The 25,644-nt window shown below is 74.8% G+C and carries 24 protein-coding genes and 4 tRNA genes; 12 read left to right on the forward strand and 16 right to left on the reverse strand.

What is annotated here, in order from left to right; translation table 11 throughout:
• The 3 genes from J4557_RS11595 to J4557_RS11605 form a co-directional block, all read left to right on the forward strand.
• On the forward strand, positions 1-1,034 hold a 1,034-nt coding region (locus tag J4557_RS11595; RefSeq protein ID WP_208266517.1), incomplete at its 5' end, for a dihydrolipoamide acetyltransferase family protein.
• A gap of 125 nt (positions 1,035-1,159) precedes the next feature.
• On the forward strand, positions 1,160-1,801 hold the full coding sequence (gene pnuC, locus J4557_RS11600) for a nicotinamide riboside transporter PnuC (protein WP_208266518.1): 642 nt from the start codon (positions 1,160-1,162) through the stop codon (positions 1,799-1,801).
• Positions 1,798-2,907, forward strand: a complete 1,110-nt coding sequence (locus J4557_RS11605; protein ID WP_208266519.1) for an AAA family ATPase — start codon at positions 1,798-1,800, stop codon at positions 2,905-2,907. Before pnuC ends, J4557_RS11605 begins: the two co-directional genes overlap by 4 nt.
• Here the strand turns inward: J4557_RS11605 and J4557_RS11610 are convergent.
• Both J4557_RS11610 and J4557_RS50855 read right to left on the reverse strand, forming a co-directional pair.
• Positions 2,885-4,129, reverse strand: a complete 1,245-nt coding sequence (locus tag J4557_RS11610) for an ROK family transcriptional regulator (protein ID WP_307799670.1) — start codon at positions 4,127-4,129, stop codon at positions 2,885-2,887. The two genes, J4557_RS11605 and J4557_RS11610, sit on opposite strands and share 23 nt — an antisense overlap.
• Before the next feature lie 107 nt (positions 4,130-4,236).
• Complete coding sequence (locus J4557_RS50855) at positions 4,237-5,208, reverse strand: GlxA family transcriptional regulator (protein WP_208266521.1); 972 nt, start codon at positions 5,206-5,208, stop codon at positions 4,237-4,239.
• Between the two features lie 113 nt (positions 5,209-5,321).
• Between J4557_RS50855 and J4557_RS11620 the strand changes: the two genes are divergently transcribed.
• Entirely contained in the window at positions 5,322-6,239 is a 918-nt protein-coding gene (locus J4557_RS11620) for an NAD-dependent epimerase/dehydratase family protein (protein ID WP_208266522.1), read from the forward strand.
• A gap of 50 nt (positions 6,240-6,289) precedes the next feature.
• Here J4557_RS11620 and J4557_RS11625 read toward each other — a convergent pair whose 3' ends face one another.
• The 6 genes from J4557_RS11625 to J4557_RS11650 form a co-directional block, all read right to left on the reverse strand.
• The gene (locus J4557_RS11625; RefSeq protein WP_208266523.1) at positions 6,290-8,161 is read right to left on the reverse strand and encodes a glycoside hydrolase family 3 protein; all 1,872 of its coding nucleotides are present in this window, start codon (positions 8,159-8,161) and stop codon (positions 6,290-6,292) included.
• Between the two features lie 103 nt (positions 8,162-8,264).
• Positions 8,265-8,339: transfer RNA gene (locus tag J4557_RS11630), tRNA-His, on the reverse strand.
• Between the two features lies 1 nt (position 8,340).
• A tRNA-Arg gene (locus tag J4557_RS11635) sits at positions 8,341-8,413 on the reverse strand.
• A 21-nt stretch (positions 8,414-8,434) separates the two neighbouring features.
• A tRNA-Met gene (locus J4557_RS11640) sits at positions 8,435-8,507 on the reverse strand.
• Between the two features lie 5 nt (positions 8,508-8,512).
• Positions 8,513-8,597, reverse strand: a tRNA-Ser gene (locus J4557_RS11645).
• Positions 8,598-8,873: 276 nt separating this feature from the next.
• Positions 8,874-9,740, reverse strand: a complete 867-nt coding sequence (locus tag J4557_RS11650) for an oxidoreductase (protein ID WP_243775634.1) — start codon at positions 9,738-9,740, stop codon at positions 8,874-8,876.
• An 81-nt stretch (positions 9,741-9,821) separates the two neighbouring features.
• Here J4557_RS11650 and J4557_RS11655 point away from each other — a divergent pair, with 81 nt between their 5' ends.
• Positions 9,822-10,703 carry a LysR family transcriptional regulator gene (locus J4557_RS11655; protein WP_208266524.1) on the forward strand — a complete coding sequence of 294 codons (882 nt, stop codon included), beginning with the start codon at positions 9,822-9,824 and terminating at the stop codon, positions 10,701-10,703.
• 9 nt (positions 10,704-10,712) lie between these two features.
• Here J4557_RS11655 and J4557_RS11660 read toward each other — a convergent pair whose 3' ends face one another.
• Entirely contained in the window at positions 10,713-10,973 is a 261-nt protein-coding gene (locus J4557_RS11660) for a sigma factor-like helix-turn-helix DNA-binding protein (RefSeq protein ID WP_307799672.1), read from the reverse strand.
• 62 nt (positions 10,974-11,035) lie between these two features.
• The gene (locus tag J4557_RS11665) at positions 11,036-12,232 is read right to left on the reverse strand and encodes an MFS transporter (RefSeq protein ID WP_243775635.1); all 1,197 of its coding nucleotides are present in this window, start codon (positions 12,230-12,232) and stop codon (positions 11,036-11,038) included.
• 99 nt (positions 12,233-12,331) lie between these two features.
• Between J4557_RS11665 and J4557_RS11670 the strand changes: the two genes are divergently transcribed.
• Together J4557_RS11670 and J4557_RS11675 are read left to right on the forward strand one after the other, a co-directional pair.
• Positions 12,332-13,099, forward strand: a complete 768-nt coding sequence (locus J4557_RS11670) for an AraC family transcriptional regulator (protein WP_208266525.1) — start codon at positions 12,332-12,334, stop codon at positions 13,097-13,099.
• A gap of 108 nt (positions 13,100-13,207) precedes the next feature.
• Positions 13,208-13,513: a hypothetical protein gene (locus tag J4557_RS11675; protein ID WP_208266526.1), complete on the forward strand. Its 306-nt coding sequence runs from the start codon at positions 13,208-13,210 to the stop codon at positions 13,511-13,513.
• Positions 13,514-13,529: 16 nt separating this feature from the next.
• Here J4557_RS11675 and J4557_RS11680 read toward each other — a convergent pair whose 3' ends face one another.
• On the reverse strand, positions 13,530-14,720 hold the full coding sequence (locus J4557_RS11680; protein WP_208266527.1) for an MFS transporter: 1,191 nt from the start codon (positions 14,718-14,720) through the stop codon (positions 13,530-13,532).
• Positions 14,721-14,826: 106 nt separating this feature from the next.
• Here J4557_RS11680 and J4557_RS11685 point away from each other — a divergent pair, with 106 nt between their 5' ends.
• A complete protein-coding gene (locus J4557_RS11685; protein ID WP_208266528.1) occupies positions 14,827-15,318 on the forward strand; it encodes an Lrp/AsnC family transcriptional regulator in 492 nt (163 codons plus the stop codon).
• Between the two features lie 41 nt (positions 15,319-15,359).
• Here the strand turns inward: J4557_RS11685 and J4557_RS11690 are convergent, their stop codons facing one another.
• Positions 15,360-16,205, reverse strand: coding sequence for an MBL fold metallo-hydrolase (locus tag J4557_RS11690; protein WP_208266529.1), 846 nt, complete (start codon positions 16,203-16,205; stop codon positions 15,360-15,362).
• Between the two features lie 187 nt (positions 16,206-16,392).
• Between J4557_RS11690 and J4557_RS11695 the strand changes: the two genes are divergently transcribed.
• From J4557_RS11695 to J4557_RS11705, 3 genes are all read left to right on the forward strand, one after another.
• A complete protein-coding gene (locus J4557_RS11695) occupies positions 16,393-18,099 on the forward strand; it encodes an AMP-binding protein (protein WP_208266530.1) in 1,707 nt (568 codons plus the stop codon).
• 30 nt (positions 18,100-18,129) lie between these two features.
• Positions 18,130-19,056 carry a phosphotransferase family protein gene (locus tag J4557_RS50860; RefSeq protein ID WP_307799675.1) on the forward strand — a complete coding sequence of 309 codons (927 nt, stop codon included), beginning with the start codon at positions 18,130-18,132 and terminating at the stop codon, positions 19,054-19,056.
• Between the two features lie 79 nt (positions 19,057-19,135).
• Positions 19,136-19,390: a TFIIB-type zinc ribbon-containing protein gene (locus J4557_RS11705; RefSeq protein WP_208266531.1), complete on the forward strand. Its 255-nt coding sequence runs from the start codon at positions 19,136-19,138 to the stop codon at positions 19,388-19,390.
• Between the two features lie 45 nt (positions 19,391-19,435).
• Here the strand turns inward: J4557_RS11705 and J4557_RS11710 are convergent, their stop codons facing one another.
• The 4 genes from J4557_RS11710 to J4557_RS11725 are packed head-to-tail and all read right to left on the reverse strand — an operon-like array spanning position 19,436 to position 24,403.
• On the reverse strand, positions 19,436-21,994 hold the full coding sequence (locus tag J4557_RS11710) for a polynucleotide kinase-phosphatase (RefSeq protein ID WP_208266532.1): 2,559 nt from the start codon (positions 21,992-21,994) through the stop codon (positions 19,436-19,438).
• Entirely contained in the window at positions 21,991-23,427 is a 1,437-nt protein-coding gene (locus tag J4557_RS11715) for a 3' terminal RNA ribose 2'-O-methyltransferase Hen1 (RefSeq protein ID WP_208266533.1), read from the reverse strand. Before J4557_RS11715 ends, J4557_RS11710 begins: the two co-directional genes overlap by 4 nt.
• A 38-nt stretch (positions 23,428-23,465) precedes the next feature.
• On the reverse strand, positions 23,466-24,236 hold the full coding sequence (locus J4557_RS11720) for a DUF3152 domain-containing protein (protein WP_208266534.1): 771 nt from the start codon (positions 24,234-24,236) through the stop codon (positions 23,466-23,468).
• On the reverse strand, positions 24,233-24,403 hold the full coding sequence (locus tag J4557_RS11725; RefSeq protein WP_208266535.1) for a hypothetical protein: 171 nt from the start codon (positions 24,401-24,403) through the stop codon (positions 24,233-24,235). Before J4557_RS11725 ends, J4557_RS11720 begins: the two co-directional genes overlap by 4 nt.
• Positions 24,404-24,787: 384 nt before the next feature.
• Between J4557_RS11725 and J4557_RS11730 the strand changes: the two genes are divergently transcribed.
• Positions 24,788-25,636: a TIGR02452 family protein gene (locus J4557_RS11730; protein ID WP_208266536.1), complete on the forward strand. Its 849-nt coding sequence runs from the start codon at positions 24,788-24,790 to the stop codon at positions 25,634-25,636.
• Positions 25,637-25,644 lie beyond the last annotated feature (8 nt).

Consider the following 25,644-nt stretch of genomic DNA (forward strand, 5'->3'; position numbering starts at 1 on the left):
TGGCCGTCTCCGCGCGGCCCGCCGCCGCGCCGGAGCCGGCCCCGCAGCCCGTACCGGCCGCCGCGCCCGCCACGGCTCCCGCCCCGGCGCATCCCGCGCCGGCCGAGCGCCGGACCGGCGCGTCCCGCCCGCCGTCGTCGCCGCTGGCGCGCCGGCTGGCCCGCGACCACGGCCTCGACCTCGCGGCGCTGACCGGGTCCGGGCCGGGCGGGCGCATCGTCCGCGCCGACATCGAGGCAGCGATCCGCGACGGCGCCACGGGCACCGCGCCCGCGCCCGCCGCCGAGGCGCCCGCCGCTCCGGCCGAGGCCCCCGCGCCCGCCGCCGCGCGGCCGCAGGCCGCCGAGGACCCGGACGTCGAGGCCGTCCCGCTCAACCGCTTCCGCAAGGTCGCGGCGCGGCGGCTCACCGAGAGCAAGCGGAACGCGCCGCACTTCTACCTCAACCGGGAGGTGGACGCCGGGGCGCTGCTGGCGTTCCGCGCCACCCTCAACGAGGCGCTCGCCCCCGCGAAGGTCAGCGTGAACGACCTGGTCGTGAAGGCGGTGGCCACGGCGCTGCGCGAGCACCCCGAGGTCAACGTCTCCTACACCGAGGAGAACCTGCTCTTCCACAAGAGGGTGCACGTCGGCGTCGCCGTCGCGGTGGAGGACGGCCTGGTCGTCCCGGTCGTGAAGGACGCCGACCGCAAGAGCGTCTCGCAGATCGGCCAGGAGACCCGCGCGTTGGCCGGGAAGGCGCGCGACGGGAAGCTGTCCGCGCAGGAGATGAGCGGCGGCACGTTCAGCGTCAGCAACCTCGGCATGTTCGGCGTCGACTCGTTCTCCGCGGTGATCAACCCGCCGGAGGCCGCGATCCTCGCGGTCGGCGCCGTGCGCGACGAGCCGGTGGTGCGCGACGGGCAGGTCGTCCCGGGCAAGCGGATGGCGGTGACGCTCTCGGTCGACCACCGCGCCTGCGACGGCGCGACGGCCGCGAAGTTCCTCGCCCGCCTCGCCGAGCTGCTGCAGAACCCGCTGCTGATCGTGGCGTGAGCGCGGCCCGGCCGGCCCGCGGGCGCGGGCCGGCCGGGAGCGCGGGCGCGGCCCCGGTGATCGCGGAGGTCACCGGGGCCGCGCGCTGCTTGTCGTCTTTCTGACGACATGTGATCATTGCCGCCATGGCCGTGAACGTTCCGCTGGGTCCCCTGCTCGATCCGGCGTTCCACCTCGGATCGGTGCCCACCACCTGGGCGGAGCTGCTCGGCTTCGCCACCGGCGCGGTCAACGTCTGGATGGTCGTCCGGCAGAACATCCTGAACTGGCCGGTCGGCATCGCCAACGTCGTCCTGCTGGGCCTGGTGTTCCTGGACGGCGGCCTCTACGCCGACGCCGGGCTCCAGGTCGTCTACGTCGTCCTCCAGCTGTACGGATGGTGGGTGTGGCTCCACGCCGGCGACGGCCGCGACGAGCTGCCCGTCCGGCGCACCGCGCGCACCGAGTGGGCCGCGCTCGCCGTCGCCGGCGCGGCCGGGACGGCGCTGCTGACCTGGATGCTGTCGGCCTGGACGGACTCCACCGTCCCGTTCTGGGACGCGCTGACCACCGCGCTGTCGCTCGTCGCGACCTACGGGCAGTCCCGCAAGCTGCTGGAGTCGTGGTGGCTGTGGATCACCGCCGACCTCATCTACATCCCGCTGTACTTCTACAAGGAGCTGAAGCTGACCGGCGCCCTGTACGTGCTGTTCCTCGCACTCTGCGTCGCGGGCCTGGTCGCCTGGCACCGCGACCTCCGGCGGCGGACGGCCGCGGTGGCGGCATGACCCACGAGCACGGGCTCGTCATCGGCAAGTTCTATCCGCCGCACGCGGGCCACCACCATCTGATCGACACGGCCGCCGCGGCGTGCGCCCGGGTGACGGTGGTCGTCGCCGCGTCCACCGTGGAGAGCGTCCCGCTCGCGCTGCGCACCGCCTGGCTGCGCGAGGCGCACCCGCAGCCGCACGTGGAGATCGTCCCGGCGGTGGACGACGCGGAGATCGACTACGACTCCGACGAGATCTGGTCGGCGCACGTCGCGGCGTTCCGGGCGGGGCTCGCGCTGCGGTCGGGGCTCGGCGTGGCCGTCCCGCCGGTGGACGCGGTGTTCAGCTCCGAGCCGTACGGCGCCGAGCTGGCCGCCCGGTTCTCCGCCGTCCACGTGCCGGTGGACCCGCCGCGCGAGCGGTTCCCGGTCAGCGGCACCGCCGTCCGCGCGGACCCGGTGGCGGCGTGGGAGTGGCTGTCGCCGCCCGTCCGCGCGTACCTGGCGCGCCGCGTCGTGGTGACCGGCGCCGAGTCGACCGGCACGACGACGCTGGCGCGCGCGCTCGCCGCGCACTACGCCGGACGCGGCGGGGTCTGGGCGGCGACGCGGTGGGTCCCGGAGTACGGGCGCACCTTCACCGAGGAGAAGCTCGCCGCCGCGCGCCGCGCCACGGGCGACCCGTCGCTGTGGCTGGACGGCCTGGACTGGGAGTCCGCCGAGTTCACCGCGATCGCCGAACGGCACGCCGCGCTGGAGGACGCCGCCGCGCGCACCGGTTCGCCGCTGCTGGTCTGCGACACCGACGCCTTCGCGACCGCGCTCTGGCACGAGCGGTACCTCGGTGCGCCCGCCCCGGACGTCGAGGCCGTCCACGAGCGGGTCCCGCACCACCTGTGGATCCTGACCTCGCCGGACGGCGTGCCGTTCGAGCAGGACGGCTGGCGAGACGGCGAGTCGATCCGGTCCTGGATGTCGGACCGGTTCCGGGAGGAGCTGGAGAAGCGGGACCTCCCGCACATCGTGGTCACCGGCCCGCACGAGGAGCGGCTGGCCGCCGCGGTCGAGGCCGCCGACGCGCTGCTCGCGCGCGGCTGGTCGTTCAGCGCGCCCCTGGCGCCGTAGCCCCGGGCGGCTCCGCGACGCCGGGCGGCCCGGCGGCCTTGGGCTCCCGGTCGACGCGGAAGAGGTCCTCGTCGATCCGGTCGAGGGCCAGCCGCACGGCGCCGAGCCCGATCGCCTCGTCGCCCAGCCGCGACGCCTCGATGCGGACGGGGCTCAGGCAGAGCGGCAGGACGTGCCGGCGCAGCGCGTCCACCAGCGGCGCGCCCGCGCCGGCCAGCGGGCCGCCGACGACGATCATCTCCGGGTCCAGGGCGAGGGCCATCGCGGCGACGCCCCGGGACATGCGCACGGCGAGCCGTTCGACCGCCTCCAGCGCGGCCGGGTCCGCCCGCCCGGCCGCGGCGAGCACGCGCCCGGCGTCCTCCAGCGCGGGGCCGGCGGACGCGAGACCGGCGAGCGCGGCGCCGGCCGCCGCGGGCCCGGGCTCGGCGCCGGTGATCAGGACGGCCGTGGTGTTCCGCAGGCCCAGCTCGGGCAGCATCCCGATCTCGCCGGCGGCGCCCCACCGGCCGCGGTGCAGGCGCCCGCCGATGAGCGCCCCCGCGCCGGTGTGCAGCCCGGCGAGCACGCACACGACGTCGTCGGCCGCGCGGGCCGCGCCGCACCACCGCTCGGCCATCGCCGCGAGGTTGGCGTCGTTCTCCACCAGCACGGGGCAGGCGAACGACCGGCCGAGCTCGCGGCCGAGCTCGACGCCCTCCCACCCGGGGACGGCGGCGCAGCGGGTGACGGTGCCGTCGGGGCCGACGACGCCGGGAGTGCCGACCGCGACGGCCCGCAGCGACCGCCGGTCGATCCCGGCCTCGGCCAGGCACGCCTTGACGGCCGCGCGGACGGCGGCGATGCGGACGTCCGGGCGGGCGTAGGTGTCGAGGTCCACGCGGCGACCGCCGGCGATCTCGCCGGACAGGTCCGTGACGAGCAGCCGCACGTGGTGCGCGTCGATCTCGACGCCGAGGGCGTGGCCGGCCTCGGCGCGGAACCGGTAGCGGCGGGCGGGACGGCCGAGGCCGCCGCCGGGCCGCGGCGCGACCTCCGCCACCAGGCCGCGGCCGATCAGGTCGCCGAGCACGCCCTCGGTGGTGGGGCGCGACAGCCCGACCCGGCGGGCCAGCCCGGACAGCGTCGACTCGCCGCCGTCGCGCAGCTCCCGCAGGGTGGCGGCGGAGTTCAGGCGGCGCAGCACCGACAGGTCGCCCCCGTGCAGCGAGCGTTCGGACACGGCACCCCCCGACGGCGGTCTGCGGGCCGGCGGCGCCATCCGCCCGCCCCGCGAACGAAGGATGCCTCCCCATGGGGCAGGGCCCCGGACGGCCAAGGATATCCAGCTCAGCCGGTGTCCGCCCGGCGAGGGGAATCCCGCAGGGCATGGGCCGCCCGGTACGCCGACGGGGTCATCCCGACCCGGCGGACCATGTGCTCGCGCAGCGAGTCGGCGCTGCCGAGCCCGCTGCGGGCGGCGACCTGGTCCATCGGCAGCGCCGTCGCCTCCAGCAGCTCGCGGGCCCGCCCGATCCGCTGCCGCAGCAGCCACTGCAGCGGGCTGCACCCGGTCTCCGCCTGGAACCGCCGGGTCAGCGTCCGGGTGCTGACCCGCGCGTGCCGGGCCAGGTCCGCGAGCGTGAGCGGCGCGTCGAGGCGGCGCAGCGCCCACGCGCGCGTCGCGGCGAGCGACAGGTCCGGCTCGGCGGGCAGCGGATCGTCCACGAGCTGCACCTGCCCGGCCGGGCGGGGCGGCGCCGCCACGGTCCGCCGCGCCGCCTCGGCCGCGACCGCCGCGCCGTGGTCGGCGCGCACCAGGTGCAGGCACAGGTCGATGCCCGCCGCCGCGCCCGCCGAGGTGAGGACCGGGCCGTCCTCCACGTACAGCACGTCCGGCACGACGTCGACCGCGGGGAACCGGCGCGCCAGGTCCGCCGTCAGCCCCCAGTGGGTGGTGGCGCGCCGCCCGTCCAGCAGCCCCGCCTCCGCCAGCACGAACGCGCCGGTGCAGATCGCCGCGATCCGCTTGCCCGCCTCCGCGGCGGCGCGCAGCGCGTCCAGCATGCGCGGGTCGTTGCCCTCCCGGCCGCCGCTGCCGACGACGAGGACGGTCCCGGCGCGGTCCAGGACGTCCAGCCCCTCCGGCGCCACCACGTCCAGCCCGCCGACGGTCTCGAGGGGGCGTCCCGGTTCGGCGGCGCACACCGGCAGCCGGTAGCCGGGGGCGCCGTCCACCACGGCCGCGCCCAGCACCATGTGCGGGATCGTGACGTCGAACGCCATCACCGGCGGTGCGACGACGACCGCGACCGTGTGCATGGCCGGAACCTCCGGACGGTTGGCGAGCGGACCCCTGCCGGGCCCGGGCCGCGGACCGCAGAGTGGGCAGGGCCGGGACACGCGGGTTCCGGCTCGTCCCCTTGGAGAAGATAATGCCGTTTCATCTCATCATCGGCGCCGGCGGGACCGGCGCCGCCACCGCCCGCCTGCTGGCCGGCGAGGGAGAGCGCGTCCGGCTGGTCACGCGCCGCGGCGGGGGCCCGGAGCATCCGCTGATCGAGCGGGTCGCGCTGGACGCCACCGACACCGGCGCGCTGGCACGGGCCGCCGAGGGCGCGGCCACCGTGGTCAACGCCGCGATGACCGCGTACGACACCTGGCCGCGGACGCTCCCCCCGCTGTTCGGCTCGATCCTCGCGGCGGCCGAGCGATCGGGCGCGGGCTACGTGATGCTGGGCAACCTGTACGGATACGGGCCGGTGGACGGTCCCGTCACCGAGGACCTCCCGCTCGCCGCGACCGGCCCGAAGGGACGCGTCCGCGCCGAGTTGTGGCAGGCGGCCAAGGAGGCGCACGACGCCGGCCGGGTGCGGGTCGCCGAGGTGCGCGCCGGGCAGTTCCTCGGCGCGGGCGCGTCATCGCCGTTCACGCTCCTGGTACAGCCGAACGTGCTCGCGGGACGGCTCGCGCTCGTCCCCGCCGACCTGGACGTCCCGCAGAGCTTCACCGCGGTCGGCGACGCCGCGCGCACGATCGTCGCGCTGTCCCGCGACGACCGCGCGTGGGGGCGGGCCTGGCACGCGCCCACGATCGACGTGTCCGTCCGGGAGACGGCGGAGCGGCTCGCGGTGCTGGCCGGCGCGCCGGCGCCGCGCCTGGAGGTGATGACCGACCGCGACCTCACGCTGCTCGGGCTCGGCAACCCGTTCTGGAACGAGCTGTTCGAGACGGAGCACATGTCGCACCGGCCGTTCGCGGTCGACTCGTCGGCGGTGCGGAGGGCCTTCGGCCTGACCGCCTCGGACCTGGACGCCGTCCTCAAGGAGTCACTCGAACCGGCCGCCCGCTGAGCCGCGGCGCGCCGTCCCCGGCGGCCCCCGGCCGGGGACGCCCCCGCGGGTCAGCGGGCGGCGCCGCCGTAGGTCAGGCCGTACCCGAACGGGAACAGCGGCTCCTTGCCGTCGCCCCGGTTGACCGGCTCCTGGCCGCCGTCGCGCGGCCACGTCACGGGCAGCCGGCCGGCCGGGCGGGCGTCGCCGAACAGGACGTCGGCGACGCCCGCGCCCTCCGTGCCCGGCAGCCACGACGCGACGAGCGCGTTCCAGCCGCCGAGCCGGGACGCGACGTCCAGGGGGCGCCCGGAGACGAGGACGACGGCGACCGGAACGCCCGAGGCGCGCAGCCGCTCGATCGTCCGGACGTCCTCCTCGTCGAGAGCCAGGCCGTCCGGCCGGTCGCCGTGGTACTCGGCGTACGGCTTCTCGCCGACGACGGCCACCGCCGCGTCGTAGGACGTGTCGATCCCCTTACCGTCCCGGTCGTAGGCGATCGTCGCCCGCTCCCCCGCGACCTGCCTGATGCCCTGCAGGATCGTCGTCCCGGGCGTCGTCGCGCCCGGCGCGCCCTGCCACGTCACCGTCCAGCCGCCGGACTGCATGCCGATGTCGTCGGCGCTGCGTCCCGCCACGAAGATCCTCGCGTCCCGGCGCAGCGGCAGGACGCCGTCGTTCTTCAGCAGCACCTGCGACTCGGCGACGGCGCGGCGGGCGAGCGCGCGGTGCGCGGCGCTCCCGACCGTCCTCAGGTACCTCCGGTCGGCCATCGGCCGCTCGAACAGCCCGAACCTCATCTTCTGGGTCAGGATGCGGCGGTTGGCGTCGTCGACGCGCGCCATCGGGACCGTCCCGTCCCGCACCCCGGCGCGCAGCCCCGCGATGAAGTCCTTCCACTTCTCCGGCACCATGACCATGTCGATCCCGGCGTTGACCGCCTTCGCGATCTCGTCCCTGGTCATGCCCTTCTCGCCGTCGATCCGGTCGACGCCCTGGTAGTCGGACACGACGAACCCCCCGAAGCCGAGCTCGCCCTTCAGCACCCCGCTGATCAGGTACCGGTTCGCGTGCATCTTCACGCCGTTCCACGAGCTGTAGGACACCATCACCGACCCGACGCCGCGCCGGACGGCCTCCCGGAACGGCGGCAGGTGCACCGCCCGCAGCTCCTCCTCGGAGATCCGCGCGTCGCCGCGGTCCCGGCCGCCCTCGGTGCCGCCGTCGCCGACGAAGTGCTTCGCCGTGGCGAGGACGGACGCGGGGCCGCCCGGCTCCGGCCCCTGGAGCCCGTCGATGAGCGAGGTCATGGCGGACGGCAGCTCGGGGACCTCGCCGAACGACTCGTACGTGCGGCCCCAGCGGTCGTCGCGGGCGACGCACAGGCAGGGCGCGAAGTCCCAGTCCGCGCCGGTCGCGGCCATCTCCTCGGCCGTCGCCGCGCCGATCCGCCGGACGAGCCCCGGATCGCGCGAGGCGCCGAGCCCGATGGCGTGCGGGAAGATCGTCGCGCCGACCACGTTGTTGTCGCCGTGCACCGCGTCCACCCCGTACATCATCGGGATGCGCAGCGGGGCCGACAGCGCGCCCCTCTGGTAGGCGTCGACCATGTCGGCCCAGCTCTTCGCCGTGTTCGGGGAGGGCGCCGAACCGCCGGCCGACATGACCGACCCGATCCGGTACCTCCCGACCTCCTCCGGCGTGACGTACCGGCGCTCGGGCTGCGTCATCTGCCCGAGCTTGTCGTCCAGGCTCATCCGGGAGAGCAGGTCGTCGACGCGTGCCGCGACGGGCAGCGCGGGATCGAGGTACGGGACGGCGGCCGCGCGCGCCGGACCTGCGGCCGCCGTCGCGGGCACGGCCGGCGAGCCGAGGACGAGGAGCGCCGGCAGGCCGGCGGCGAGCAGCCGGACCGGGACCGCCTTCACGGAGAAGCAGTACATGGGGAAGGTTTTTCCGGCGACGGCCAATTCCGGCGCATGCGGGCGCAAGCGGCCGGCAATATCTGCCGGCCGCTGCCCGACCAATCTCGATATTTCTTATTAAGGGCGACCGCCCGGGATCGAACCGAGGACCTCCAGGACCACAACCTGGCGTGCAGACCACCACACCACGGACGCCGTGTCTCCGGCAGGAATCGAACCTGCGCCCTCCGGGTCCGCAACCCGGCGCGCTCTCCTCTGCGCCACGGAGACTCGATATTCATTTGTCGTGCGTACTGGGCGCAGGAATCGAACCTGCCTGATGCGGCTTATGAGACCGCCGGATGCACCAGCATCCCTGCCCAGCCTGCGCGGAGGGTGCGAGATTCGAACTCGCGCAGGGTGACCCCTGACCACGGCTTAGCAAGCCGCTGCCTTTCCGCTCGGCCAACCCTCCGGAAGAACGTCCGGGACATCGTGCGGGAAAAGAAAAAGACCGCCCGTTCTGCTCGGGCGGTCGGCGTCGGAACGCGATGGTCACGTCCCGCGGCGGCTCCCGAGGCCGGAGTGGCTGCTGTGATGCATTCGATGGCGGCGCATCTTTCCGTCTCCTTCCGGCCTCGTTCCGTTCGATGTCCATATTGCCGGAACGGTTCCGCTCCGGCAACACCTTTTTCCAGCCGATTCGACGAGCCTTCGGGGCGGCCCGCCGGTGCGGGCCGCCCCGTTCCCGCTACTCGTCGAAATCGGTGCTGCGGATCAGCGGCTCCCAGGCGGCGAACTCCTTCCGGAGGCCGTCGAGGCTCGCGGCGACCGCGTCGGCGGCGTCGCTGCCGAGCGGCAGCCGCAGCGGCGTGTCCTCGGCGTCCAGCGCGGTCAGGATGGCGGCGGCGGCCTTGGCGGGGTCGCCCGGCTGCCTGCCGTCGCTGTCCGGCAGGCCCTTGCGCACCTGACCGACCGTGTCGGCGTACTCCGGCATCTCGTCGGCCATCAGCAGCCCGCCGCCCGCGAACGACGTCCGGAACGCGCCCGGCTCCACGATCATCACCTTGATCCCGAACGGCGCGACCTCCCCCGCGAGCGCCTCCGTCAGCCCCTCCAGCGCGAACTTGGTGGCCGAGTAGCCGCCGACGCCCGGGAAGGACAGCCGGCCGCCCTGGCTCGTCAGCTGCACGATCGCACCCGACCCCTGCGCGCGCATGTGCGGCAGCACCGCCCGCGTCAGCGCGGCGGGGCCGAAGAAGTGCAGGTCCATCAGGTCGCGCAACTCCCGGTCGGTGGTCTCCTCCACCGCGCCGACCAGGCCGCGCCCGGCGTTGTTCACGAGGACGTCGATCCGGCCGTGCCACAGCAGCACGTCGGCCACCACGTCCGCGATCCGGCCGTGGTCGGTGACGTCCAGCGCCACGGCGTTCACGCGGCCCGGGTACCGCCCGGCGAGGTCGTCCAGTGCCTGCGGGCGGCGCGCCGCCGCGACGACGGTGTCGCCCGCCGCGAGCACCGCCTCCGCGATCGCCCGTCCGAAGCCCGAGGTCGCCCCGGTGATCAGCCAGACCCGCCCGATCGTCGTGCCGTTCTCGTTCTCAGTCGCGTTCGTCATGGTCCGTTTATCGCAGCTGCGGCGGGGCGGCGTCCAAGACAGAGATCAACATGACCGATAAAGAGCCTTTATCATCCCAGCATGGAGCTGCGTCAGTTGCGCTACCTGGTCGCGATCGCGGACGCCGGCAACCTCGGCCGGGCCGCCGAGTCGCTGTTCGTCAGCCAGCCGGCGCTGTCGTACGCGCTGCGCCGGCTGGAGTCCGAACTCGGGGTGCGGCTGTTCGACCGGCACTCCGGCGGGGTCACCGCCACGGCCGCCGGGCTCGACATCGTCGCCGAGGCCCGCCGGACGGTCCGGCAGGCCGACCGGGTCGCCGCGGTGGCGGAGCGGCACCGGCGCGGCCGGACCGGGGTGCTGCGCGTCGGGTTCGAGGCGACCGGCGCCGGGGAACTGACCACCCGGGCGCGGGCCGCGTTCGCCCGCGCCCATCCCGGCGTCCGCGTCGAGCCCAAGCGGTTCGACTGGGGCGGCGAGGCGGACGCGCTGCGGTCCGGGGACGTGGACGTGGCGTTCGTGTGGCTGCCCGCCGACCTGTCCGGCCTGCACGCCGAGATCGTGCACACCGAGCCGCGGATCGTCGGGCTCCCGTCCGGCCACCGGCTCGCCGGGCACGAGGCCGTCGGCATCCTCGACGTCGGCGACGAGCCCCTGATGTGGACGGAGCGGGCGCCGCGCGAGTGGGTGGACTGGTGGGCGGTCAACCCGCGCCCGGACGGGTCGGAGCCGCGGTGGGGGCCGACCAACGACAACGTCGAGGAGATGCTGGAGCAGGTGGCCGAGGGCGTCGCGATCTGCTTCGCGCCGTCCAGCATGGCCCGGTACTACACGCGGCCGGGCATGGTGTGGGTGCCGCTCACCGGCGTGGAGCCGCTGCGGGTCGCGCTCGCCTGGGCGGACGGCGCGGACGGCCCGCTGGTGCGGTCGTTCGCGGAGATCGTCCGGAGCCTGGCCACCGCGTGACCGCCACGGTCACCGGGTGACGGGCGTACCCAGGGTCGCGTGCAGCGCGCGCAGCGCCTGGTAGACGCGGACCTTGACCACGTCGACCGGCACCCCCAGCAGGGCGGCGGCCTCGTTGACCGAGCGCTCCCGGAAGACCGTCTCGGTGAGGATCTCGCGGTGCGCCGACGGCAGCGCCTGGAAGGCCCGGGCGACCGCCGCGGAGCGCGTCCGCTCCCCCGGTGCGCCGGGGGCGAACGAACCGGTGTGCTTGCCCATTCGCAGTGCCACGCAACGAACTTCGCACCGCGGCGCCCGCCCGTCGCCGCGCTTATGCCGGCTTTAAGGAAGAGCTAACGGTGGAGTGAGGGGCGGGGGGCGTCCGGCGCGGCGTCCTGGTGCGGCGGCGCGGCGGCTTCGAGGGGCGCGGGTTCCCGGAGGAGCCGGGCGAGGAGCCATGCGACGGCGGGGACGGCGATCAGCGGGAGCAGCGCGGCGCGCGGGGACGCGGCGTCGGCGAGAGCGCCCACGGCGGGGCTGACGACGCCGCCGGCGCTGACGGCGAGGCCGAGGGTGACGCCGCTGGCGGTGCCGACGCGGCGCGGCAGGTAGTCCTGGCCGAGCGTCACCTGGATCGAGAACGGGGTGTAGAGGGCGATCGCGGTGAGCGCGACGAACGCGTAGATCGTGTAGGAGGGGGCGAGCGCGACGCCCGCGACGGCCGGGACCGCGAGCAGGTAGGACGCCCGGAGCGACCGCACGCGGCCCAGCGTCGCGGCGAGCCGCCCGCCGAGGACCGTCCCGGCGGCGCCGCCCGCGAACAGGACGAACAGGGCGACCGCCCCCGCGTCGGCGCCGCCGCCGGTCCGCTGCCGCGCGACGACGGCGAGGAGGGTGCTGAGGCCGAAGAAGACGACCGAGCGGCACAGCACGACCAGGGAGAGCCGGACGAACATCGGCCAGTCGTCCCGCCCGTCCGCCGCGCTCTTCCTCGCCGCCGCGCCGGTCGTGCGGCGCCGCATCGCGGTGAGGCTGAGCGCCGTTCCGAGGACGGCCGGTGCCGCGAGCCACGGCGTGGCGTGCAGGCCGCCCGCCGCGAGGACGGGCGTGACCAGCAGCGGGGCGGCGGCGAAGCCGATGTTCCCGCCCAGCGAGAACCAGCTCATCCCGGCGTGGTCGCCGCCGGTCAGGGCCCGCGCGACCCGCGCCGACTCGGGGTGGTAGGCGGCCACACCGAGCCCGGACAGCGCGATGGCGGCCCAGGTCGGGGCGTACGCGTCGGACACGCCGGACAGGGCGACGCCGAGCCCGGCGACGCCCGTCGCGGCGGGCACGAGCCACGGCATCGCCCAGCGGTCGGTCAGCATCCCGAACGCGGGCTGGACGACGGAGGACAGCAGCGTGGCGGCCAGCACGATCCCGGACGCGGCGACGTAGCTGTAGTGGCGCCCGGTGACGAGGAACGGGACGATCGCGGGCACGGCGCCCTGGTAGACGTCGACGCAGGCGTGTCCGGCCGACAGCATCGCGACGGGGCCTCTGCGGTTCATACCGGCAGCCTCGCTCCCGGCCCTCCTGTCACGCTTCCGATATTCAGCCATTTTGTATCGATCAGCCGCCAAATCGGTGCCCGTGCGTACCCTGACCCGATGACCCGCCACACTCCGCGCGCGAGTACGGGCCTGCGGCTGCTGCCGCCCGGCGGCGAGATCGACGCGCACCGCCACGACGACCACCAGCTCGCCTACGCCGGCTCCGGCGTCCTGTCGGCCACGACCGACGCCGGGATCTGGCTCGCGTCGCCCGTCCGGGCGCTGTGGATCCCGGCCGGGACCGTCCACGAGCACCGCTCGTTCGGCGGCGCCGACCTGCGGCTCGTCGGGATCCCGGCGGCCCGCGACCCGCTCGGCCTCACCCGTCCCGCCGTCCTCGGGGTGGACGCGCTGCTCCGCGAGCTGATCGTGGCCTGCACGGGCGTCCCCGCCGCCGAGCGGGACGGCGCCGAATGGCTGCGGCTGCGGGACGTCCTGCTCGACCGCGTCGCCCGCGCCCCCCGGTTCGCCGACTACGTCCCCTCCGCACGCGATCCGCGTCTCGCCGCCGTGTGCCGGATGCTGTGCGACGACCCCGCCGACGACCGGACGCTCGCGGAGCTCGGCGCGCGCGCCGGAGCCGGCGAGCGCACCCTCACCCGGCTGTTCCGCGCCGAACTCGGCATGACCTTCCCGCAGTGGCGCGCCCAGCTGCGCCTGCATCACGCCATGGTCCTGCTCGCCGAGGGCCTTCCGGTGACGACCGTCGCGCACCGGTCGGGGTGGGCGTCCGCCAGCGCGTTCATCGACGCGTTCCGCCGCACGTTCGGCCACACGCCCGGCACGCACCGCGCCCGCGTCGACGGACGCCTCCTGCTCCGCTGACGTCCGCCGCGCCGAGCCCCCGCCGCGCGCGCTTGCCGATGAACTCGCGAGCGCGCCCCTCGCCCGGCGGCCCAGCGCCTAGGATGAGGCTCCGGGGAGGTGGTGGACGTGGACGCACCGCGCATGACGTTCCCGCCGGACGGCTGCTCCTACGAGGTCCGCTACACGCTGGGCCGCCGCGGCACGGGCCTGGAGGCGTTCCCCGACGAGTTCGACCTCGGGCGCTGGTTCGTGCTGATGGCCGAGGAGGGCGTGTTCATCCCGGAGGACTTCTCCGTCCCCGACGAGGACGGCCGCAACGGCTTCCAGATCTTCTGCGTGTCCGATGGAGTCCGCGTCCCGATCAGCTACTTCCACCCGCGCCTCGTCCGGGGCCGCATCGAGGGCGCCCGCGCCGCCGTCCCGAACCCTTGACGCGCGACCCGCGCCGCTAAGCGCGCGCGGGGCGGCGCAGCGCCGCCGCCGCCAGCAGCGCCAGGCCGCAGAACGTCCCGGCGAGCACCCCGTACCCGGCCGCGGACATGATGACGGTGGACGCCAGACCGGCCGCGGCGGCGATCGTCCACACGGCCGCGTCCACCGTGCCCTCGACGTCCGCGCGCGCGGGCTCGGGCAGTTCGCCGGCGAGCCGTCCGCTGCCGCCGACGAAGCAGAGGTTCCACGCGTACCCGAGTCCGAACAGCGCCGCGGTGCGCGTCCAGGCGCCGCCCCCGGCCGCCGCGAGACCCGTCGACGCGGCGAGCGCCGCGACCCCGGCGAGCATCACCGGACGCGCCCCGTACCGGTCGACCAGCCGCCCGGTCACCGGCGACAGCGCGAACATCCCCAGCGTGTGCGCCGACAGCGTCATCCCGACCATGCCGAGCCCGTCGCCGTCCATCCGCATCGCCACCGGCGCCGCCGTCATCACCGCGACCATGACGACCTGCGCCGTCACCATCACCACCAGCGCGGGCCGCGTCACCGGCCCCTGGAGCAGGGCCCGCAGCGGAACGCGGTCACCGGGCTCCGGCGCTCCGGCGCCGGGCGCGCCGGGAGCGGACGCGGCCGCCGCGAGCGCGGCGGCGACGGTGGCCGGGACCGCCGCGAGGAAGGGGCCCGCCATGTGCGGGAGGCCCAGCCCGTGCGCGAGGCCGCCGGACGGGTCGAGCAGCAGCGGCCCGCCGACCGCGCCGGCGGCGGCGGACCAGACGACGACGCCGATCGCGGAGCCCCGCCGGCCCGGCGGGTACAGGTCGGCCGCCGCGTACCGCGAGAGCTGCGCGCCGGCGTTGCCGAGGCCGAGCATCGCCATCCCCGCGCACAGGGCGGCCAGGTCGCCGCGCGCGACGCCGGCGGCGGCCAGGCAGGCGCCGGCCGCGGCGGCGAGGTACCCGCCGGCCAGGGCCGCCCGGCGGCCGATGCGGCGGGCCGCACGGGTCAGCGCGAGCGCGCCGGCCCCCGTGCCGACGATCCCGGCGGTGGCGGGGACGCCGCCCCAGCCGGTGCCGAGCCGGTCCGCGGCGGCCAGCGTGCCCGCCGCGCTCGCCATCGACATCGCCGCGTTCATGAGGGCGGTCGCCGCGCACAGCGCCGCCATCGGGCGCGCCCGCGCGGGGCGCGCGGTGGAGGTCTGATCCATGCCCTCGACGCTAGAAAGGTCCGGCGCCGGGATGAATGGACGATCTATGGTGTTCGCACCGCGCCGCCTGGCGTTCGGAAACCGATCCCGGAAAGGAGCCTTCCGCATGGACCGGGAACTCGACCGGACGGACTGGCGCATCATCGCCGAACTCCAGCGCGACGGGCGGCTGTCGTTCAACCGGCTCGCGGCCCGCGTCAACCTGTCGGCGCCCGCGGTGGCCGAGCGGGTCCGGCGGCTGGAGGAGTCCGGGGTGATCACCGGCTACCAGGCGCGGATCGACCCGGCCCGCGTCGGCCAGCCGCTCACCGCGTTCGTGCAGATGCGCTGCGCCCTCGGCCGCTGCCTGCTGAAGACCACCACCGCCGAGGACCTGCCCGAGGTCACCGAAGTGCACAAGCTCAGCGGGAACTGGTGCTCGATGCTCAAGGTGCGGGTCGCGTCCATGCCGCACCTCGAGGGGCTGCTGGAGCGGCTCGGCGAGCACGGCGAGATGAACTCCCACATCGTGCTGTCCACCGCGTACGAGGCGCGCGCCGTCGAGCCCCCGGCGCCGGAGTCCCGCACGGTGACCGCCTCGGAGGGCTGGACCCGCTGACGTCCGGCGGCCCCGGGCCGGGCCGGTCCGGGCGCGAGGCGTCAGCGCGCCGGGTGCGGCGCGGGCGACGGGGTCCGGCTCGCCGCCGGCCCGATCGTGATGGTGCCGCCGCGCTCGACGTGGCGCAGGCGGGCGGCCATCCCGCGCCGGCCCACCTCCTTGTCGAAGTCCGAGAGCGGCGACTTCATCACCGTGTAGTCGTCGTAGTGGACCGGGACGGCGGTCGCGCAGCCGGTGGTCTCCAGCCACTGCGCGCCCTGGCGCCCGTCCATGGTGACGGTGAGGAGCCCGAGCAGCCGGGTGCCGCCGAGATGGACGACGCCCGCGTCGATCCCGGGATACCGGCGGCGGATCTCGGCGATCTCGTCGTACATGAGCGTGTCGCCGCTGATGCACAGCCGGAACCTCGGTTCGCCGTCCGGCGGGCCGAACTCCAGCAGCGACCCCATGACGGGCGGCAGGAGGCGGCTCAGCGGGCCGGGCGCGTGCCGGCCCGGCAGCGCGGTGATCCTGATCGCGTGGTCGCCCTTGGCGACGCTCTCGGTCTCCCAGGTGCGCATCCCCTCGGCGGCGCGGAACCCGCGGCTGTTCAGCGCGCGCGCCGCCGCCGCGGTGGTGAGGATCGGCAGCCCCCGGTCGAGGTACCGTTCGGCCACCGGGTCCCAGTGGTCGCCGTGCAGGTGGGACAGCACCACGCCGTCGAGCTCGGGCAGCTCGTCCACCGAGATCGCCGGGTCCTTCAGCCGTCTGCTGGTGATGCCGTAGCCGAGCTCGGCGCGCTCGCCGCGGCGCAGGAAGTTCGGGTCGGTCAGCAGCGTGACGCCGCCGTACCGGATGATCGTCGTCGCGTTCCCGACGAAGGTCAGGCTGGCCGTTTCCGCGAGCATCGTTCCCCCTCTCCGAACCCGGTCGATGCCCCTACCCCGCGGGCGGCGCCCCAAGCGTCCGGGCGGCCCCCTCCGGAACGCGCGCGGCGGCGCGGGCGCGACATCGGGCGCGACATCGGGCGCTGCGTCGGGCGGGAGGGCCGCGGCGAGTTCCGGGATCGGGCAGGCCGTGGTTGAATTCTCGATTATGTGGCCCTCGTCACAGAGATCACTCCCGTGGCGGCGGAGGTATCAGCCGGGGGTTCCCACCGACATCGAGATCCCGGACGTCCCCGTCACACGGCTGCTCGACGACGCCGCGGAGCGGTACCCGCGGCGGACCGCGCTCGTCTTCTTCGGGCGGCGGCTCGACTACCGGGAGCTGCGGGACGCGGCGGACCGGTTCGCCGACGGGCTGCACCGGCTCGGCGTGCAGCCCGGCGACCGGGTCGCGCTGATCCTGCCGAACTGCCCGCAGCTCGTGATCGCGTTCTTCGGGGTGCTGCGCAGGGGCGCGATCGCCGTCCAGCACAACCCGCTGTACACCGAGGAGGAGATGGTCCACCAGCTCGCCGACTGCGACGCCCGGGTCGCCGTCGTGCTGGATCGTTCCTACTCGACGGTGCGGGCGGTGCGGCACCGGCTGCGGCTGGAGCACGTCGTCGTCACCTCGCTCGTCGACTACCTGCCGCCGGCCAGGCGGGCCGTGCTGCGGCTGCCGCTGGTGCAGACGCAGCGGCGCCGCGCGGACATCACCGCGGACGTGCCCGACGACGCCGGCATCGTCCCGTTCAAGGAGTTGCAGAGGATCCCGCAGCGGCAGGTGCGCCAGCTTCCGGTGGACCCGTCGCGGGACCTGGCGGCGATCCAGTACACGGGCGGGACCGAGGGGCGTCCCAAGGGCGCCATGCTGACGCACCGCAACCTCGTCGCGAACGCGTGCCAGCAGCACGCCTGGGACGTCGGCGGGCGGGAGGGGCAGGACGTGACGCTCGCGGTCCTGCCGCTGTTCCATTCGTTCGGCCTGATGAGCTGCCTCATCGCGCCGGTGATGACGGCGGGCGCGGTGGTGCTGCTCCCGCGCTTCGACCGCGACCGGGTGCTGCGCGCCATCCGCAAGTACCGTCCGACGGTGTTCCCCGGCGTCCCGACGCTCTACGAGCAGGTGCTGGACGGCCCCCGGTTCCGGCCGTCGGACCTGAAGTCGCTGCGCGTGTACATCTGCGGCGCGATGGCGCTGGGGCAGCGGACGCTCGACCGCTTCGAGGAGCTGGGGGCGCGCGGGCTGATCCAGTGCTACGGGCTGACGGAGGCGTCTCCGGCCGTCACCGGCAACCCGCTGGGCGGCGGCGCCCGGAACCTGACCGTCGGGCTGCCGCTGCCGATGACGGACGCCGTCATCGTGGACGTCGACGAGCCGACGCGGGACCTGCCTCCCGGGGAGGTCGGCGAGCTGGTGGTGCGCGGCCCCCAGGTGTTCGCGGGCTACTGGAACGCGCCGCTGGCCACCGCGCAGGCCCTCTCCAAGGGCTGGCTCCGCACGGGCGACATCGCGGTGATGGACGAGGAGGGGTTCATCACCATCCTCGAGCGGCAGCGGGACATGATCAAGGTGAGCGGCTTCAGCGTCTTCCCGTCCGAGGTGGAGAAGGTCCTGCGGCGCCATCCCGCCGTGTACGACTGCGCCGTGGTCGGCGGGCCGGACGAGCGGCGCGGGGAGCGCGTCATCGCGCACGTGGTGGAGCACCCCGCCTATCCGTTCTCCGCGGACGAGCTGCGGCGGCACTGCGAGCGCTACCTCTCGCACTACAAGGTGCCCGCCGAGTTCCGTCCGCGCACGGACCTGCCGCGGAACGTCCTGGGGAAGGTCGTGCGGCGCAAGCTGCGCGACGAATCGGTGAATTCCCCGGCGTAGGAGGCGCCCGCCGGGTGGTTGACTGTCCCCGTGGAGACCGAGACCGCCCCGCCGGAGCTCATCGCCCGGCTCGTCGAGATCGGGCGTGACTCGTCCCGCGTCGCCGCGCGCGCTCCGGACGCGTCGCGCGAACCCGAGACGCTGTACGACCGTCACGGCGTGCTGGTCGTCCGGGTGGGCGACGTCGTGGTGAAGGCGCATCAGCCCGACCGTGACTACGGGGAAGCGTTCCTCGAACGCATCAAGGTCGCGGCGTCCCTGCCGGACCTCCTGCTGGGGCCGCTCGGTCCGCCGTCGATTGTGGACGGCCGCACGGTGACGCTCTCCGTGTACGGCGAGCCGGTGGACCCGCACAAGGAGCTTCCCTGGGAGGACGCCGGACGGCTCCTGGCCTCGCTCCACTCCATGCCCGTGCCGGAGGACGCACCGCCTTGGGGACGCCCCACGCGCGTGGCCGCGCAGGTGGCGCGCCTCGGCGACGGCCCTGCCGAGGACGAGGTGCGGCGCGCGTTCGCCACCCTGCCCGCCTGGATCCGCGGTGAAGGGGCGGGCGACGACCGTCCCGCGCGCGCGGAGTGCCTCATCCACGGCGACTGGCATCTCGGCCAGATGGTGCGCGCGCGGGACGGGCGCTGGCGGCTGATAGACATCGAGGACCTCGGCAGGGGCGACCCCGCATGGGATCTCGCGCGCCCCGCGGCGCTGTACCTGTCGGGTGTCCTGCATCCCGACGATTGGGCGCGGTTCCTCGACGCCTACGTCGAGGCCGGCGGCCCCGCGGTGCCGGACGCGGCCGCCCCCTGGACGCGCCTCGACATGCCCGCGCGAAGTCTGGCGATCCAGATCGCCGCCACGTGCGTCATATCCGCACGGGAGGACGAGCGTCCGCTGGACGGGCCGGAGCAGGCGATGGTGGACGCCTGCGGCAGAATCTCCGCGACGGGGGACGCGGCATGACGGCCCGCATGACGTGGCGCGGAATCCGCCCTACGTTTAGCCTCTACCTGGGGATCCATAACGGAAGGATGACAAGGCGATGCACTGCCCTAAGTGTCATGGATTGATGCGGACCTACAACCGCAGCGGCGTCCACATCGAACAGTGTGACAACTGCCGGGGCATCTTCCTCGACTACGGCGAGCTCGAGGCCCTCGGCCAGATGGAGGCCCGCCACCGGGCCGCGCCGCCGCCGCCCGGATGGGGCGCTCCGGCGGCCGTGCACCACCATCACCACGGCGGCCACCACGGCGGCCACCACGGCGGCGTCTTCCACATGCTGTTCTCGACCTGACCCGCACGCGGCCCGCCCCCTGGGAGGCGGGCCGCGGCGTCCGGCTCACAGGCGCGGGTCGACGGGTTCCGACTCCAGGGCCAGGACGGCGAAGACGGCCTGGTGCACCCGCCACAGCGGCTCCCCGGCGGCGAGCCGGTCGAGCGCCTCGCTTCCGAGGGCGTGCTCGCGCATCGCCAGCGACCGCTTGCGGCCGAGCGACCTGCCGCGCAGCCGGTCGAGGTTCTCCGGCTCGGTGTAGTCCGGCCCGTAGATGATCCGCAGGTACTCCCGGCCCCGGCACTTCACGCCCGGCTGGACCTTGGCGTCCTCCGGGAGCGGACCGAGCGGCTTGACGACCATCCCCTCCCCGCCCGACGCGGTGAGCTTCTCCCACCATTCCGTCGCGGCGGCCTCCGACTCCGGCGACGCCAGGTCCACGACGACCGACTCGGTCCGCTGGAGCAGCCCGGTGGGGTCGGCCGCGGCGAGCCCGGAGGCCACGTCCATGTGCCAGTCGTGGTCGCGCGCGGCGGCCAGGGAGCGGCCCTCCGCGGCGAGCACCTGGAACGGCGCGATCCGCACTCCCTCCAGCCCGTTCACGGGCCAGCAGTAGCGCGCGTAGGCGTCACGGAAGCGCGCCGCGTTGGCCGCGCGCCGGTCGATGTGCTCGCGGAGCCCGCCGATGTCGAGGCCGCGCCCGTGTGCGCGCGCGAGGACGTCGGACGCCATCGGCAGCGCGGCGCGCGCCGCCGCGCCGGTCGCGGCGTACTGGGTGCGGATGAGGTCCATGGCCTTGGCCGACCAGGGCAGCAGCTCGCAGTCCAGCACGAGCCATCCGGTCTCCAGCTCGTCCCACAGCCCGGCGGCGCCGATCGCGGAACGCAGGCGGCCGAGCACCTCCTCGGTCGCGGACGCGTCGCGGAAGAAGGACCGCCCGGTCCGGGTGTAGACCGCGCCGGTCGTCCCGTCGTCCACGCCGAACCGGGACCCGGCGACGGACGCGTCGCGGCAGACGACCGCGACGGCGCGCGAGCCCATGTGCTTCTCCTCGCAGATCGCGCGAAGGACTCCCCTCTCCCGGTACGCGGCGAGCGCCTCGGCGGGGTGCTCCAGGTACCCGGGCAGCGGCGAGGTGGCGGCGGGCGCCATCGTGGGCGGCAGGTAGACGAGCCACCGCGGGTCGACGGCGAACCGGCTCATCACCTCCAGCGCGGCCAGCGCGTTCTCCTCCCGGACGGTGACGCGCCCCATCAGCCGGGTCTCCACGCCCTGGTTGCCGAGAACGTCGTCGATCTTCAGGACGTCGCTCTCGCGGTGGCCGCCCGGCGACGAGGCCGGCGCCGCGTGCAGCGGCCGGGCCGGCTCGTACCAGACCTGCCGCGCGGGAACCGACACCAGCTCGCGCTCCGGGTACCGCAGCGCGGTCAGCTTGCCGCCGAACACCGCGCCGGTGTCCAGGCAGATGGTGTTGTTGATCCATTCCGCGTCCGGGACGGGCGTGTGGCCGTACACCACCATCGCCTTGCCGCGGTAGTCGCGCGCCCACGGGTACCGGACGGGCAGCCCGTACTCGTCGGTCTCGCCCGTGGTGTCGCCGTACAGCGCGAACGACCGGACTCGGCCCGACGCGCGCCCGTGGTAGTCCTCCTTGAGCCCGGCGTGGGCCACGACGAGGCGGCCCCCGTCGAGGACGTAGTGGCTGATGAGCCCGTCCATGAAGCGCAGCGCGCCGTCGCGGAACTCCTCGGTCTCGGCGCCGAACTGCTCCATCGACTCGGCGAGCCCGTGCGACAGTCGCACCTTGCGCCCGCGCAGGGCCCGGACGAGCTTCGCCTCGTGGTTGCCGGACACGCACAGCGCGTTGCCCGCCTCCACCATGCCCTTGACGAGCCGGACGACGCCCGGGGAGTCCGGGCCGCGGTCGACCAGGTCCCCGACGAAGACGGCGGTGCGCCCGCCCGGGTGGTTGGCGTCCACGGCCAGTCCCTGCGCGTCCCGCTCGATCCCGTAGCCGAGCTCGCCCAGCAGGTCCTCCAGCTCGGCGAGGCACCCGTGCACGTCGCCGACGATGTCGAACGGCCCGGTCAGCTCCCGCCGGTCGTTCCACGCCTTCTCGTAGACGATCGTGGCGGCGTCGATCTCCTCCTGCCCCGACAGCACGTGGCAGCGCCGGAACTCGCGGGCCAGCGTCCGCAGCCCGCGGTTCAGTTCGCGCCGCCGGCGCGGGATCACGTGCGCGGGCATGTCCCGGTCGGGCCGGACGGCGTTCCGCTCGGCGGCGAGCCGCTCAGGGACGTCCAGGACGATCGCCGCCGTCAGCACGTCGTGCTCCTTGGCGAGTTGCAGCAGCGCCTGGCGCGCCTTGCTCTGCACGTTCGTCGCGTCCACCACGGTGAGCAGGCCGCGCCGCAGCCGCTTGGCCACGATGTAGTGCAGCAGGTCGAACGCGTCGCCGGTGGCGGACTGGTCGTTCTCGTCGTCGGACACCATGCCGCGGCAGCGGTCGGACGACACCACCTGCGTCGGCGCGAAGTGCTTGCGCGCGAAGTGCGACTTGCCCGACCCGGTCACGCCGACCAGGACGACGAGCCCCATCTCCGGAAGCCGGATCTCGGTAGTCATCGGACGAACACTCCCATCTGCGTCGGCGCGCCCACCTCGGGGTCGTCGTCGCCGACGGGCACGTGGCGGACGCGGTAGCCATGCGCCGCGGCGACGCCGTCCGCCCATGCGCGGAACTCCGCGCGGGTCCATTCGAAGCGGTGGTCGGGGTGGCGCATGGCGCCGGGCGCCAGCCCCTCGTAGCGGACGTTGTGCTCGGCGTTGGGGGTCGTCACGACGACGACGCGTGGCGTGGCGTGGCCGAACACGACCTGCTCCATGGCACGGAGCCGGGGCGGGTCGATGTGCTCGACGACCTCCATCAGCACGGCCGCCTCGTAGCCGCGGAAGCGTTCGTCCGCGTAGGTGAGCGCGCTCTGGAAGACCTCCTGGACGCGCTTGTCGGGACGGTGCCGCGGCCTGTCCAGACGCAGCCGGCGCGCCGCTCCCTCCAGCGCGCGGTACGAGACGTCCGTACCGGCGATCTCCGTGAAGAAGTCGTCCCGGGCGAGGCGCGCCAGAAGCTTCCCCGACCCGCACCCCATGTCGATGACGCGGCGCGCGTCCTCGTCGTGGAGCGCCTGCACGACCGCCTCGATCCGCCGCTCCGACAGCGAGGCCGGTGCGTCGTCCGCGGCGTCCGCGGCTGCGGTGCCGTTCTCGGCCCGCGCGGGCTCCTCCTCGACCTCGACCGGGTCGAGCGCCTCGTCCGGCGCGTCCTCCGCGTCCGCCAGGCGGCCCAGCGCGGCGCGCACGAGGGCGCGCCGGTTGGCGAGGTAGCGGCGGGTGATGGCCGCCCGGTCGGGATGCGCGCCGAGCCACCCCTCCCCCGCTCGGATGAGCTTGTCGACCTCGTCGGGCGCCATCCAGTAGTGCTTCGCGTCGTCCAGCACGGGCAGCAGCACGTAGAGCTGGTTGAGCGCGTCGGCGAGCCGCGTCCGGCCGGTGAGCGTGAGCGTCACGTAGCGGGAGTCGCCCCAATCGGCGAACTCCGGGTCCAGCGGCACGGGCACGGCCGACACGTCCCAGCCCAGCGGCGCGAAGAAGCGCTCGGCCTGCCCCGGGCCGCCCCGGCACGGCAGCGCCGGCAGCACGATCTCCAGGGGGATCGCGGACTCCGCCAGCTCCGGGCGCAGGGCGCACTTTCCGCGCATGGCGGTGCGGAAGACGTTCGCCATCGCGGACGCCAGCAGCGACGACGCCGCGTACGGGCGGTCGTTCACGTACTGGCCGAGGGAGAAGTCGGGCGTGCCCTTCCCGCGCGTGCGCACGAGCTTGACGGGGTCGACGTCCAGCAGCAGCGCCGCCGTGCAGCGCCGCGCGTCCGCGTCGGGGTAGAAGACGTGCGCGGTGCCGAAGGACTGGGAGAAGCTCTGCGCCTTGTCCGGATGCTTGTGCAGCAGGAAGCCCAGGTCGGTCGCCTGGTCCGCGGTGGTACTGATCGTGAGGAGCACGCCTCGAGTGTGGCGGAACCCGGCGATGCGCTTCTAATTCATTTTCCGGGCACGGAGGGACCGGTCAGGAAGCGCCCGTGCGTGTCGTACGGCCACGGGTTGATCCTGCAGCCTTTCAGCCCGTAGATCTGCTGCATCATCACGGGAGCGGGGCGGCCGCGCCCCGGGCAGGTCATATGGCCGAATCCCAGCCGGTGGCCGACCTCGTGGTTGATGGTGAGCGCGTGGTAGGCGTCCGGCTGCCCCCGGTAGTACTTCGTCAGCAGCAGCCAGCGCCGCAGGTTCACGACGACCTGCTTGCCGCCGCTGCAGTTCACCGTGCCGTTCGTGGTCATGCCGTACGAGCCGCAGATCCTGTCGACGGTCTTCGGCGACGCGAGCTGCACCACGAAGTCGTACTGGCCGGAGTTGACGCGCTGGAACGCCCATTTCCCGCTGGCCGTCCACCCGCGCGGATCGGCGAGTATCTTGTCGACGCTGCGCGCGAACTTCGTGGGGTTCTGCCGTAAGCCGCCCTCCACCTGGACCATGTAGCGCATGACCTTTCCGTGGCCGAACACGCGGCTTCCGGAAGCGGGCAGAAAGAATTTCCCCGTGCCCTTCACGGGGATGTACAGCGAGCTCTTGGGCGTGGCGGTCGGCGCGTCGGGCGGTTCCGTCTCGACCCGCGCGCCGCCCTCCCCCTTGCCGGTCTCCCGCGCGGGCGGCGGCACGGCGGCGTGGTCGGTCCCGCCGCCGAAGCTCAGGTAGGCCATCGCGCCGAGCCCCGCGACGCTGATCAGGACCAGGGCGGTGACGCCCACGATCACGCCGCGCAGCCGCGTCCGCCGGGCGCCCTCGAACTCGCGCTCCAGGTCGTCGCCGAGCCAGTCCCCCGAGGCCGGGCGGCGGGGCCCGCCTCCACCGCGCCCACCGCGCCGGCGGCCACCGCCGCCGCGTCCGCCGCCGCCACGTCCGCCTCCACCGCGTTCACCACGCCGGCGTCCGCCGCCTCCGCCGCGGGGAGCGGGAGGTTCCGCCGCGAAGGGCGCCTCTCCGCGATAGGGCTCCTGTCCCGGAAACGGCTCCTGCGGCGGGCCCGGGTACCCGGGCCCGCCGGGCGGCGCCGGCGGCTGGGGCGGAGGGGCAGGGGCCCGGCGGTGGGGCGACGCCCGGCGCCGGCCCTGTCGAGATCGTGGAGGCTGCATCGCGGGCCAGCATGCCAGAAAGTAGTCAGATTATGATCATTTCCCACAAATCCCCAGGTAGCGTGACAAGTTCCTACATCCCTGACATGACTCGCATAACCACGAAGCGTGGCGGGCCGAGCGCGAAAAGGGTTTGCGGCCGGCCGCGCGAGGCCGCCACAATCCGGAGCGACATGAGCAGACACCCCCGCCGGATGACCGCGCAGGAGACCGTGGCCGTCCTCGAACGCGGCGAGTACCGTGCCCCCGCCGGGCACACCGTCTCCATCGCCGACGACCTGGCGCGCTGCGTGCGCGACACCGTCCTCTACCGCCCGGAGGAGCTGGACGCCCTCCTCGGAGACCTGCCGGGCACGGCGCCCGGCACGGGCCCCGCCGACGGCGCCGCGACGCGGGTCGAGGTGACCGACGAGACCACCCTCGCGGCGGCGCGGCGCCTGGTCGCGCCCGGGAAGGTCCCGCTGGCGCTGAACTTCGCCTCCGCCAAGAACCCCGGCGGCGGGTTCCTGAACGGCGCGCACGCGCAGGAGGAGGGCCTGGCCCGCTCGTCCGGCCTGTACCCGTCGCTGCGCGCCGCGAGGGAGTACTACGAGTTCCACCGCGCGCAGGGCGACCTGCTCTACAGCGACCACATGATCTACTCGCCCGGCGTGCCGGTGATCCGCACCGACGCCGGGCGCCTGCTCGACGAGCCGTACGGGGTCGCGTTCCTGACCTCGCCCGCTCCGAACCGGGGCGCGATCCGCGATCCCGAGAAGGCGGAGCGGATCCCCGAGGTGCTGCGCGTGCGCGCACGCAAGGTCCTCGCGGTGGCGCTGGCCCGGGGGCACGGACGGCTGGTCCTGGGCGCGTGGGGCTGCGGCGTGTTCCGCAACGATCCGGCGGAGGTGGCGGAGGCGTTCGCCGGCGCGCTCGGGCCGGGCGGCGAGTTCGAGAACCGCTTCGAGCACGTCGTCTTCGCCGTCTGGGAGTCCGCCAAGGACACCCCCAGGCGCAACGCGTTCCGCCGCGTCTTCGGCTGACGCCCTCG

The organism is Actinomadura nitritigenes (genome assembly GCF_017573545.1).
Taxonomy (GTDB): Bacteria; Actinomycetota; Actinomycetes; order Streptosporangiales; family Streptosporangiaceae; genus Spirillospora; species Spirillospora nitritigenes.

What these genes read in the sequence shown, in the direction of transcription:
- pnuC (WP_208266518.1), top strand. Translation starts at nt 1,160, where the DNA reads ATGGCCGTGAACGTTCCGCTGGGTCCCCTGCTCGATCCGGCGTTCCAC.
- J4557_RS11605 (WP_208266519.1), top strand. Translation starts at nt 1,798, where the DNA reads ATGACCCACGAGCACGGGCTCGTCATCGGCAAGTTCTATCCGCCGCAC.
- J4557_RS50855 (WP_208266521.1), bottom strand. Translation starts at nt 5,208, where the DNA reads ATGCACACGGTCGCGGTCGTCGTCGCACCGCCGGTGATGGCGTTCGAC.
- J4557_RS11620 (WP_208266522.1), top strand. Translation starts at nt 5,322, where the DNA reads ATGCCGTTTCATCTCATCATCGGCGCCGGCGGGACCGGCGCCGCCACC.
- J4557_RS11625 (WP_208266523.1), bottom strand. Translation starts at nt 8,161, where the DNA reads ATGTACTGCTTCTCCGTGAAGGCGGTCCCGGTCCGGCTGCTCGCCGCC.
- J4557_RS11650 (WP_243775634.1), bottom strand. Translation starts at nt 9,740, where the DNA reads ATGACGAACGCGACTGAGAACGAGAACGGCACGACGATCGGGCGGGTC.
- J4557_RS11655 (WP_208266524.1), top strand. Translation starts at nt 9,822, where the DNA reads ATGGAGCTGCGTCAGTTGCGCTACCTGGTCGCGATCGCGGACGCCGGC.
- J4557_RS11665 (WP_243775635.1), bottom strand. Translation starts at nt 12,232, where the DNA reads ATGAACCGCAGAGGCCCCGTCGCGATGCTGTCGGCCGGACACGCCTGC.
- J4557_RS11670 (WP_208266525.1), top strand. Translation starts at nt 12,332, where the DNA reads ATGACCCGCCACACTCCGCGCGCGAGTACGGGCCTGCGGCTGCTGCCG.
- J4557_RS11680 (WP_208266527.1), bottom strand. Translation starts at nt 14,720, where the DNA reads ATGGATCAGACCTCCACCGCGCGCCCCGCGCGGGCGCGCCCGATGGCG.
- J4557_RS11685 (WP_208266528.1), top strand. Translation starts at nt 14,827, where the DNA reads ATGGACCGGGAACTCGACCGGACGGACTGGCGCATCATCGCCGAACTC.
- J4557_RS11690 (WP_208266529.1), bottom strand. Translation starts at nt 16,205, where the DNA reads ATGCTCGCGGAAACGGCCAGCCTGACCTTCGTCGGGAACGCGACGACG.
- J4557_RS11695 (WP_208266530.1), top strand. Translation starts at nt 16,393, where the DNA reads ATGTGGCCCTCGTCACAGAGATCACTCCCGTGGCGGCGGAGGTATCAG.
- J4557_RS11705 (WP_208266531.1), top strand. Translation starts at nt 19,136, where the DNA reads ATGCACTGCCCTAAGTGTCATGGATTGATGCGGACCTACAACCGCAGC.
- J4557_RS11710 (WP_208266532.1), bottom strand. Translation starts at nt 21,994, where the DNA reads ATGACTACCGAGATCCGGCTTCCGGAGATGGGGCTCGTCGTCCTGGTC.
- J4557_RS11730 (WP_208266536.1), top strand. Translation starts at nt 24,788, where the DNA reads ATGAGCAGACACCCCCGCCGGATGACCGCGCAGGAGACCGTGGCCGTC.